General features: G+C 33.8%; 11 protein-coding genes. 3 read left to right on the forward strand and 8 right to left on the reverse strand.

The window, feature by feature from the left end; translation table 11 throughout:
* Window positions 1-156, forward strand: a 156-nt coding sequence (locus DES36_RS14400; RefSeq protein WP_146953669.1) for a cold shock domain-containing protein, incomplete at its 5' end; no start/stop codon positions are given.
* Window positions 157-343: 187 nt separating this feature from the next.
* On the opposite strand, the gene DES36_RS14405 is transcribed toward DES36_RS14400, so the two are convergent.
* The 5 genes from DES36_RS14405 to DES36_RS14425 all read right to left on the reverse strand — a co-directional run bounded on the left by DES36_RS14405 (window position 344) and on the right by DES36_RS14425 (window position 4538).
* Window positions 344-1099 carry an energy-coupling factor ABC transporter ATP-binding protein gene (locus tag DES36_RS14405; RefSeq protein WP_113921909.1) on the reverse strand — a complete coding sequence of 252 codons (756 nt, stop codon included), beginning with the start codon at window positions 1097-1099 and terminating at the stop codon, window positions 344-346.
* A gap of 3 nt (window positions 1100-1102) precedes the next feature.
* Complete coding sequence (gene cbiQ, locus DES36_RS14410; protein WP_113921911.1) at window positions 1103-1909, reverse strand: cobalt ECF transporter T component CbiQ; 807 nt, start codon at window positions 1907-1909, stop codon at window positions 1103-1105.
* Between the two features lie 51 nt (window positions 1910-1960).
* Complete coding sequence (locus tag DES36_RS14415; RefSeq protein WP_113921914.1) at window positions 1961-2962, reverse strand: energy-coupling factor ABC transporter permease; 1002 nt, start codon at window positions 2960-2962, stop codon at window positions 1961-1963.
* A 504-nt stretch (window positions 2963-3466) separates the two neighbouring features.
* Window positions 3467-3754 carry a hypothetical protein gene (locus DES36_RS14420; RefSeq protein WP_113921916.1) on the reverse strand — a complete coding sequence of 96 codons (288 nt, stop codon included), beginning with the start codon at window positions 3752-3754 and terminating at the stop codon, window positions 3467-3469.
* A 358-nt stretch (window positions 3755-4112) separates the two neighbouring features.
* A complete protein-coding gene (locus DES36_RS14425) occupies window positions 4113-4538 on the reverse strand; it encodes a hypothetical protein (protein WP_113921917.1) in 426 nt (141 codons plus the stop codon).
* A gap of 408 nt (window positions 4539-4946) precedes the next feature.
* Here DES36_RS14425 and DES36_RS14430 point away from each other — a divergent pair, with 408 nt between their 5' ends.
* The gene (locus DES36_RS14430; RefSeq protein ID WP_113921919.1) at window positions 4947-5198 is read left to right on the forward strand and encodes an adenine nucleotide alpha hydrolase family protein; all 252 of its coding nucleotides are present in this window, start codon (window positions 4947-4949) and stop codon (window positions 5196-5198) included.
* Between the two features lie 238 nt (window positions 5199-5436).
* Here DES36_RS14430 and DES36_RS14435 read toward each other — a convergent pair whose 3' ends face one another.
* Complete coding sequence (locus tag DES36_RS14435; RefSeq protein WP_113921921.1) at window positions 5437-6702, reverse strand: cation:proton antiporter; 1266 nt, start codon at window positions 6700-6702, stop codon at window positions 5437-5439.
* On the reverse strand, window positions 6702-7322 hold the full coding sequence (locus DES36_RS14440; RefSeq protein ID WP_113921923.1) for a TetR/AcrR family transcriptional regulator: 621 nt from the start codon (window positions 7320-7322) through the stop codon (window positions 6702-6704). The genes DES36_RS14435 and DES36_RS14440 overlap by 1 nt, the downstream gene beginning before the upstream one ends.
* A 592-nt stretch (window positions 7323-7914) precedes the next feature.
* Between DES36_RS14440 and DES36_RS15105 the strand changes: the two genes are divergently transcribed.
* Complete coding sequence (locus DES36_RS15105) at window positions 7915-8061, forward strand: hypothetical protein (protein ID WP_207657478.1); 147 nt, start codon at window positions 7915-7917, stop codon at window positions 8059-8061.
* 27 nt (window positions 8062-8088) lie between these two features.
* Here the strand turns inward: DES36_RS15105 and DES36_RS14445 are convergent.
* A partial coding sequence (locus DES36_RS14445) for a metallophosphoesterase family protein (protein ID WP_207657479.1) occupies window positions 8089-8298 on the reverse strand: 210 nt, incomplete at its 5' end.

Consider the following 8298-nt stretch of genomic DNA (forward strand, 5'->3'; position numbering starts at 1 on the left):
TTTATTACAGGAGAAGACGGAAAAGATGTATTTGCACACTTTTCTCAAATCAATGTTGATGGATTCAAAACTTTAGAAGAAGGACAAAATGTAACTTTTGATATAGTTCAAGGTGCTAAAGGTCCTCAAGCTGAGAATATTACGGTCGTTCGTTAATACGCAATAAAAAGCCTTACACTTTAAAGTGTAAGGCTTTTTTTACGTTAGGGACGCGACTTTTTGAGTCAAGTTTCAAAAATTCACGTCCCTTATGAGTCTCTTGGAATGTTTTAAGCAGTTTCTAAACTTCTACTCGTATTTTTTAGTTATATAGAAAAAAATAAGTGGGAGTTTTAACCATAAACTATTTTTTCTTTGAACAAATTGAACAGTTTTGTAAGCTAAAGGGTTTCTCTAAACAGCATTCATCTAGCAGTTTCTCATTATTTAAAATCACTTCTGTGGGGCCATCTGCCATAATACGGCCATTGCCTAATACAATGGTTCTGTCACATACATCAAGTACCATATCCAGGTCATGGGTGGTGATGATTCTCGTGTGTTTAAAATTATTTAGCAAGTTGATGAGCCGCCTTCTAGACTTTGGGTCAAGAGCGCTAGAGGGTTCATCCATAAGTAAGATATCTGGTTCCATAGATAAAACAGCGGCAATAGAAACACAGCGTTTTTCGCCCCCTGACAACTTATAGGGAGGTCTGTCTTTTAAATGGGATACCCCTACGGTTTCGAGAGCTAGAAGAACCCTTCTTTCCACTTCAGATTCAGGTAATTTATAATTTCTAGGACCAAAAGCCACGTCATCGTATACCGTCGCATTAAATAATTGGTCGTCTGCATTTTGAAAGGTAAATCCTACCTTCTGTCGAATTAATGAAAGGGTCTCCTTTGTAACGGGCACATCACCAATTACAATGTTCCCACTATCTGGGAATAGTATTCCCACTAAAGATAAGAGCAGTGTTGATTTGCCAGCTCCGTTAGCGCCTACGATAGCTACTGATTCACCATGATGAATTTCAAAACTTATTCCGTTTAATGCTTTTTTACCATCAGGATAGGTATAGTACACATCCTCTAGTATGATTTTATGATGACTCATATATTACACTCCTGTCATAATTGAACCTAATAACATGGGAATATTATAGAATCTTACTAGTAGAAAGAAGAGAATCCATAAAACCCCATAGGTAATATCTTTAAAAAGTAGTTTGTTATTGTTTAATCTATAAAAATCACCATTGAACCCTCTTAAAACCATCCCATTATATATTCTCTGAGCTCTGTCATAAGAACGAATCAGTAGCTGACCTAGCAAAGGTCCCCAAGACTGATAATGAATTCCTTTTTGAGCAGGTGCCCTAAGTGAATACGCAGTCCATATATTAGTGATCTCTTCTAATAGCACGGATATATAGCGATAAGTAAGTAGAAACTGCATGACAATTATTTTAGAAATCTTTATTTGACTCATTGCCTGAATGATCTTCTCTATTCCTGTCGTGGAAATCAACAACAAGGCAGAAACTACCGTTAAAAGGGACTTTATAATAAGCGTAATATAAGAAAGCCATCCCCCAATTAGGCTGAAATTTCCAAAGAGTGTCACCAAATTTCGATCCATAATGGGGTTAAAGATTCCAAGCCCTAAGACTAAAGGCAGAACAATTAGCGTCCTCTTTGCTATTGGCAAAAAGGGAATATCACCGAGATTGAATATAATAATCGGGTAAATTATTAGTGGTAACAGCCCCATAATGTCGTACTTTCCATAGGAAACCGCTAACACGATATAGGAAAGGCTCACAATTAACTTTATGAGGGGGTGAATATTATGAACTAAAGTATCTTTCTGAGATAACTCATCTAAATATCTTAATTCATACGTAGAATTTCCTATATTTGCCATTTTATCAATCCTAAAATTTTAATTTTGATTTACTTTTTTTTGATTGCGCTTTCAGTATCTATATGATATGAGTCCAATAGAGGTAGCAAATGCAAGTGTCAACAAAATTCCAACAATACCAGAAAGGGAAGTGCCTCCATTGATAGGAGAGTTTGATTCAATTTTTGCTTCTGAATCAATTTTGAAGGAATAGTCAGGTAAAAAGGCGGTTTTTTCTTGCAGATTACTTAGGGTATCATAAATCCCTCCAGAGGTCTCTAATTCGGGAGTTCCCATTACATTTTCAATAGACCATTCTAATCCATCAGGATTAGAAGAAGCATACCAGGATAATATACCACCAATAAATACTGTTGCGCATAGTAAAATAACCATTACCTTTTTGTAAGAAACACCATTAGAAATTTTTACGCTTGATGATTGTAAAATCTCAGGACGAGCGTTCCATACGAAAGTAACTACAGCTGCAGTCAATAAACCTTCCACAATGCCAATCGCTAAATGGATGGGTTGCATCATAAGGACAAATATGTTGAAAGGCAATTCTGTTTTTCCTGAAAAAAGCGTCTCCAAAACTACGCTGAAAGCTCCAAACTGCAATCCAATAATTGCAGAAAGAAAAGAGCCTACAAATATCCTGGTTTTTGTCATCTCTTTTTTTACGATATTTTTATATATGAGGGGATAAGCTAAATAGCAAGTATAAAATCCTAGATTAAAAATATTAGCTCCTAGTGCAAGTAGTCCTCCGTCAGCGAAGAATAGGGCTTGTATGGCAAGAATCGAAGCCATAGTGATAAATCCTGCATGAGGTCCTAATAAAATAGCTAAGAGAATTCCTCCACCGATGTGCCCGCTTGAACCCGTACCTGGTATAGTGAAGTTAATCATTTGAGCAGCGAAGACAAAGGCCCCCATGATTCCCATAAGAGGAATCTTTTTTTCGTCTAAATCTTGTTGAACCTTTTTAACGGAATAGGAAGCGACACCAGTCGAAGTAGCCCACATAGCACCTCCAACGATTGGTGTAATTAAAGCGTCTGCCATATGCATGTAAATCATCTCCTTAAAGTTTGATATTATATGCGCACAAAAAACTCATGAATGGGCGCATCGGATAAACAGTCCCTTCATGAGTCTGAAATAATGTTATTATAAATAATACAACGAATACAAATTAACCTTCATGGTTATATCCTTATAAACATAATATCATTGTGGTTAATTTTTAGTCAATCATTTTTTGAATTGGATTGAGTCAAGAAAGTATAAGGAGAATTTTCTATGTTTAAAATCAAAGCTAATTTCATCGAAAAACAATGAAAAACCAATAATGGAACCGATGTCTCGCACAACGTACAAATAGCTGTAGACAGCGAATATCATTTAGTTGTTGCTGTAGATGTTGTAAGTAGTCCAGCTGATCAAGGTCAACTCTATAATATAGCATCACAAGCAAAAGAGGAACTAGAAGTAGATGATATTATAGCATTTTTAAGGGAACTCTATGAGGAGTTCCCTTAGTCCGTTTATTAAGAATGATGTGACAATAAGTAATTATTTCTTACCTTTTAGTTCTATAAGCATAGGTGCTATATTTAGTAAGATAGAAATAATTGTAAAAAACCATAATACCCTTTCCATACTAGGTACTACATCCCCTAAAGCTGACCAATCTTCCACTTTTACCCACCGAGATACAAGACTATATTCTGAACAAAGTGTTAATGCTGTAAATGATAATCCTAACGCCATAGCAATCTTATAATCCTTTCCTGCTTTATACAAATAAAGGTTTATAAAAGTCACTACTATTGCAATAATGACAAATATCATAAATAACATTACTAACCTCCGTATATTTTTATCGTGTAATAATACAATGATTCATTTATTATATTATACAGTACAAAACCATACTATTTCAAATATTTAGTATGCGTTATACATAAATGGTTCCCTTACCCTAAAATTCTTTGATTTTGGTCAATTCTTGAAGTCTTACTAGGGAGTCTTTTATTCTGAGTCTAGTGCATCAAAATAAAAGAAGGTTATTTAATTTTACCTAGTTTATTTCTAAAATAAACACAAAAATCCTGCACTTTAATAAGATAAAATGCAAGATTTACAGTAACTAAGTGAATGACCAACTTTCCTTTTTATTCGTAATTTTTTTGAAGGAGAGAATAGAATTAAAATGCGACTATCGATTAAATTGGTTACCGTTGCCCATTCTACTTCTCATACCATTGCCAAAACCTAATCCTTGGCGATTCGAGTTATTTGGTCCTGTTCCATCGCAATTTTCGCTGTTTTGCTTCATACGAATATAGTATTCATCTGCTTCTTCTTGGGTAAGGCTTCCATCTGCTACTCTTTGGCTTAATAGCTCTTTTTTACTTTCAAGCATTTCTTCTTTGAATTCCCCTAGGACACCTTTCTCAGCAGCAATTTCTCCAAAAGTCTTATCAACCTTTTGTTCGTATAACTCATCAACTGAGATACCTGTAATTTGTGATAGTTTCTCTGCTGGTGAGAATGTGTTTCCAGCAAAAGCTACTCCTAAGCTAGAAGTAAAAACTACTGTAGCAGCTCCGATAGTTAAAAGAATCTTTTTTGATTTTTTCATCTTTTTTCTCCTTTAATTTACATTTTAGAAAGCTTCTCACTTTCTTTATTTAAATTATACCCATAAAATATGTCAGAAATATGGCTAAGATAATTCTTTCCTCACGCTATGGAGATAAATTAATTTGATAGTGTTCATTTCAATTCAAAGAGAAGAAAATGCAATTATATTTCTATCTTAATACTAGTTTGACTGTTCTAGGCACAGTAATTATAAATTACTATTTTAATAGGTGGATTATCAAAACGAATTTTATCATAAATGATAAATAATAAATTATCATCTGCTTTATGATGTGCAGTACATATCATTTATATTTTTGTAATAAGACATATAATGTTTGATTTCGACAATTGTCTTTGTTGCACGAATGGAATATAATCAAATAAAGCAAGAAGGGGGTCGAATATGGATATTATAGTATGTATGAAATTAGTTCCAAACATCGCACACATGACCTTCAATCCTAAAACCATGCGTTTGGAGCGACATGAGATACTATGTTTAATTAACCCGGCAGACATTAACGCATTGGAATGTGCATTGAATATGAAAAAAAAGACTAAGAGTCACGAGGGTCATGAAATTTGTGAAATTTTGGGTCATTTTTTATTATTAGATACGAGCGCCTGTTTGAATGTGTTTTCTTACAGGATATAATAATATGTGAAAATTATTTCCCAATATTGTAATACGACTAGGAATTTGCTTTATTCCGCAAATACCTAGTCGTGTAAATTTAAGTTACCACACAAAACCCTACAATGGAAGGGTGACTTGACAGTAAAAAACCAGCGTAAACAACTCTTTCTATTTGAAACTTTCCATGTGTTTTCTACTCTTGGAAGATTAATGTAGTTAATCTTCTTGGGACTTATAAGTTCAGCTTAAATCAAAATTAATTTGAATTTATACTAAAATCCGATGATACATTTATCGGTGTCTGTCTTTCTAATTCTCCTGCCCACTCGAAAGCCTTTTTAGCTATGATAACTGCGATAATCTCATTTATTACAGCCGCAGCCGCAATTGTTCCTTGGAGTATCGCTGCAGAAGTAGGATCAAAAGTACTTAATGTTGTAGCCGCAATGCCTGTGAAGACAAGTGAAACACCAGAATGAGGTAATAGTGTGAGTCCTAAATATTTTTCCACAGTTTTTGGCAAACCTGTCATTTTCGCTCCTAAAAATGCACCTGCATATTTACCTGTTGCCCTTGATATAATGTATACTACTGTAAATATTCCTGCACCTAAAATTAAATGGTAATCAAGCGGTGCACCTAGATTTAAGATAACAATCATCAAAGAGAGTTCAAGGATTGGATTGAAAGCATTCATTATTTCTGACAATCTTTCTTCAGATACAATATTAGCAAAAGTGGCAGAGAAAGCCATACCTATTAACATAAAATTCAGAATTGGTTCTTCTAAAATCAGGTTATTAAATACAAGTCCTACACTTGAAACTAGTAATAAAAGTATAACCGTAATCATTAAGGTTGTACTTCTAGAACGCTCTTTTTTTAAGATAATCCCTCCGAATAATCCGACTGCTACTCCAATAGCAAGTGGTAATATTATCATTATAGCCAGCATCAGATATAGTGGTGTTGATTTTTCTGCATTAGCAGCAGTAATAAAGGTAGTAATGCTGAAAAATACAATAATTGCAACAATATCATCAAGGGCTGCCATAGGAATTAAAGTTCTCGTTACTGGACCTTCTGCTTTAAATTCTTTAACTATAGATAAAGCTGGTGCAGGGGCTGTTGCAAGTGCAATTCCTCCAAAAATAAGTGCCACATAAAGCGGTACATTAGTAAAATAAAAAATTGTTCCAAAAAATAATGTTACCACTAAAAATGTCGTAATAGATTGGAAAATGGTCGTTATTACAATTTGTTTCCCCGATCGTTTGAGCTCTTTCCACACAAGTTCAGTACCAATCATAAGACCCATAGCGCACTCAAAAATACTTAAAATAATTTGATACCAACTAGCACTTAACAGTTCATCACTTATTATACCCACTGCATAAGGTCCTATAATCATACCTGTTAAGAGCCATCCTAAAATAGCAGGTAGCTTTATCTTTGATACAAATTTACCCATAAAAAATGCAATAGAAATTCCTATCAGAAGCCTTAGTATTAGTAAATTCATTATTCTGTTTCCTCCTTTGCTATCCCATAAAACATAATTTTTAATAACTTCCCTAATTTAAGCTCGTGTTCATCAAATAACTTCGTAAAATCTCCATAAGTTTTATTTTGAAAGTGAAAATTAAATGATTCTTGAAATATAAGAAAATATTCAATTGCTTCTTCGTGGCAAACATAACTTTTAAGATTCACATTTTTAAGAACTTGTTCATAAAAATTGATATTGAATTTATCTAGTCCAACTTTTATTTCCTTTATTCTCTCTACTAAGTGCTTAGGTGGCTGTAATAAAGCGTTTGTAAATATATTGCTAAAATCAGGATTTGCTTTAAAGAATTGATGACGTAAATCAAGATACTTCTCAATACCCTGTTCAACATTATTGAAGGTTATCTTTTCACTATTAAGGAAAGTAGTTAACCTATCAAAGCATTCAGTAACACAAACCAGATATAGCTCATCTTTATCTTTAAAATAATGATAAATAATTCCTTTTGATATATTACCATTTTTGCAAATAGCATTTAAGGATGCTTCTGTATAGCTATTAACCCCGAATTCAGCTATAGCACTACTAATTATCTGTTGTCTCTTTAGCATGTTTTTTTCTTCTCGCTTCATCTTTTTCACCTCTGTATATTTCAGACCAATCGGTCAATAATATCACCTTATCATAATTAGACTACGTGGTCAATAAAAAACCCATAACATATTAGTCTGAGGCAACATAAATCTCACTTTATTACAGGCATATGCAGGTAGATATGGCCATATGAGGATGGTGACCTTTTGATATGCCTTCATTCTGCCATACTATCTCACCTTCATAATCCATATTATGAAACAATAGCTAAGTGTTGTCATCGAATTAGGCTAGTAGTGCCAGCTTATAGAAGGTCCACAAGCTGATTTGGAATGTTTTTTGAATCACATTATTACTGATTTAGAGACTTAAGCAATGGTTATTGAGGGACTTCTATCAAAATATATAAAGGACTTACCAGCGTAGGATTGTTAAATAAAATATCTCCAACTACACAAGAGTAGCTGGAGATATAGAAAACTGTTTTTTCACTTGTCTACTTGACAGGGAACAGTTCGCTTCTTGTTATTCATAAAATTTCCGCAATATTTGAGGAAGGCACATGAAAGAACGTTTTGCTAAAACTTGAGGAGGACTTTCCATTCCACGACTCGTTAGCGACGCGACTTTTTGAGTCAAGTTTTAGAGTTTGGTCAGATAAATATTGCATTTGAAAGAGGTTACTTGATGCATTATAAAATCTTCCACTATTTTTTTATGATGGTAGAAAAAAGAGGCAGTAATCTTAATCTTCAAACGGGTTACTATGCATTTTAAAGCTCAAATCCGGCACAAAAAACTTCACTAAAAATATACTATATGAGGCTGAATACTCTCGTGAATTTCTAAAATACCAAAAGAATAATTTTTGTTTCGTCTTTTGTCTGTTGGCGAGCCTGGGTTAAATAGTAAAATGTCGTTATAGAGCTGTGATAATGGCATATGGCTGTGCCCGAAAATAATGCAGTTTACTTCGTCCTCTTGAAAACATTTTATTACACGGTCTATGGTTTT

It is taken from the genome of Alkalibaculum bacchi, assembly GCF_003317055.1.
In the GTDB taxonomy this organism is placed as follows: Bacteria; Bacillota; Clostridia; order Eubacteriales; family Alkalibacteraceae; genus Alkalibaculum; species Alkalibaculum bacchi.

Excerpts from the sequence above, each read along its gene's own strand:
- DES36_RS14415 (WP_113921914.1), bottom strand. The coding sequence starts at position 2,962 with ATGCATATGGCAGACGCTTTAATTACACCAATCGTTGGAGGTGCTATG.
- DES36_RS14440 (WP_113921923.1), bottom strand. The coding sequence starts at position 7,322 with ATGAAGCGAGAAGAAAAAAACATGCTAAAGAGACAACAGATAATTAGT.
- cbiQ (WP_113921911.1), bottom strand. The coding sequence starts at position 1,909 with ATGGCAAATATAGGAAATTCTACGTATGAATTAAGATATTTAGATGAG.
- DES36_RS14425 (WP_113921917.1), bottom strand. The coding sequence starts at position 4,538 with ATGAAAAAATCAAAAAAGATTCTTTTAACTATCGGAGCTGCTACAGTA.
- DES36_RS14420 (WP_113921916.1), bottom strand. The coding sequence starts at position 3,754 with ATGTTATTTATGATATTTGTCATTATTGCAATAGTAGTGACTTTTATA.
- DES36_RS14430 (WP_113921919.1), top strand. The coding sequence starts at position 4,947 with ATGGATATTATAGTATGTATGAAATTAGTTCCAAACATCGCACACATG.
- DES36_RS14435 (WP_113921921.1), bottom strand. The coding sequence starts at position 6,702 with ATGAATTTACTAATACTAAGGCTTCTGATAGGAATTTCTATTGCATTT.
- DES36_RS14405 (WP_113921909.1), bottom strand. The coding sequence starts at position 1,099 with ATGAGTCATCATAAAATCATACTAGAGGATGTGTACTATACCTATCCT.